Here is a 1,595-nt window from a genome sequence, read left to right on the forward strand (position 1 = left end):
GTTGTTCAGCGTCTGGATCACCAGAATCTTGAACATCAACACCGGATCAAACGACGGACAACCGCCTTTGCTCCCGTCTGAATACGCCACAGCCTTGTCCAGATCAGGGCGGAACACCTCAAAATCCAAAGTCCGGGAAAACGCTTCGAGCTGATCACCAAGCCCACTCAGACGAGCCAGCCGCTCTTCAACATCAAAGAAACCAGACGACTTCATCATCCATCTTCCCTCATCAACACAGGAAAGATGGAAACACAAAGAGTTCCTAAAAAACAAGGGATTTTTAGAACCCTCCATGTTGCGCCACGGAATGCCCGCGCGATAGCGATCCAGCACCCCCTCCACGAACAGACGGTTGTCCGCCGCAGTGCCGCTGACATAGTCCTCACGACCGGAGAGGATATCCTTTATCCGCTCCCACTGGTCGTCGCGCAAACCATAGCGCCGCATCCGTCTGTCTTCCCCAAAAACCGGGAAAACAGTCAGCACACGCAGAGCCAAAGTACAACCCTCACGTGCCACACTCAGAGCTTAACTGACGACACGCCGTACTGTGCTTGATTTCCTCTTATTGTAGAATTTATGTGATCATTCAGCATAAATGCCATAGGTGGATATGCAACATAGGCATTCAAACTTTGATAATGCCGTGACATTTCAACATCCAACCCTGTATTAGCCCATGCCATATTTGTATCAGGTGCATACGATGCTGGGCATCCTACAATCGGGAGGCATTTTTGGAGGAGATAGTGTGCCCCTTTTGGAGATACTGAATAAAGACCCAGTCCAGCAGCAGAAGCCAAACGTAGCAAAGATGGCTTATATGTTTCTTTCTGAAATTTCTTGTGATTTTGGTCTATAAAAGTTGCGGAAAGCTCTTTTTCTTTCAGAGCCGTGACACGATCGAAAGTCGATACCAGGCCAACAGGCCAATCATCATTATAGCTCCACAAGATAATATCCCAGCTCTGGTCGTTTTGTGTCACTTTCTGAAAAATATTATAAAAATCATATCGTATAATGGCATCGTCTTCTGCAATATGTCGGACTTCATTTTTTACAACTGCATCCTGCCATAACTGTATGTGAGAAATAGCCACTCCTCTCGCGCCAGCCGTATAATTTAATTCCGCCGCAAATATGCCTTGCTGTACACTGCCATCTAAACTTAGAGACTTGCCATCACAGGCGGAAAATTTTGTAAATGAAAGATTAGCATTATAATCGCAAAATGTTTTATAGCGTTGCGGAGTTCTATCGAGAGAAATAACACGTATTGAATTGTTCATTTTTATAACCTTTTTTATTCCATAAATATTGAAAAAATATTTTCCACGAGAAAATTTACTTTATGACCTTATATAATACAAATTATCACGACACAACGTGTCCGCTGGTTTGCACGGCTGGCTCTCCTCTTTTTTGAACGAGCCAGCTTTACACCATACATGGTTTCTTCTCTCTTTTGGCTTGACTTACCCAGATGGAGGGTTCGAAAAGCCCTCTAATTTTGGGTCTTTACTCTGTCACTCCCTCTCTTGTGTGATGACTGGAGGAGTGGCTCATGACGCAGTCTGGTTTGAAGAGCGGCT

1 protein-coding gene and 1 pseudogene are annotated in these 1,595 nt (G+C 44.9%); both read right to left on the reverse strand.

The window, feature by feature from the left end:
- Nucleotides 1-450 (reverse strand): annotated as a pseudogene (locus AD949_RS14335) (hypothetical protein); the annotation flags it as partial.
- 74 nt (nucleotides 451-524) lie between these two features.
- Nucleotides 525-1,292 (reverse strand): glycosyltransferase family 25 protein, encoded by a 768-nt coding sequence (locus AD949_RS13505; RefSeq protein ID WP_082064855.1) that lies wholly within the window; start codon nucleotides 1,290-1,292, stop codon nucleotides 525-527.
- Nucleotides 1,293-1,595 lie beyond the last annotated feature (303 nt).

This window comes from Acetobacter orleanensis (genome assembly GCF_001581005.1).
Classification (GTDB): Bacteria; Pseudomonadota; Alphaproteobacteria; order Acetobacterales; family Acetobacteraceae; genus Acetobacter; species Acetobacter orleanensis.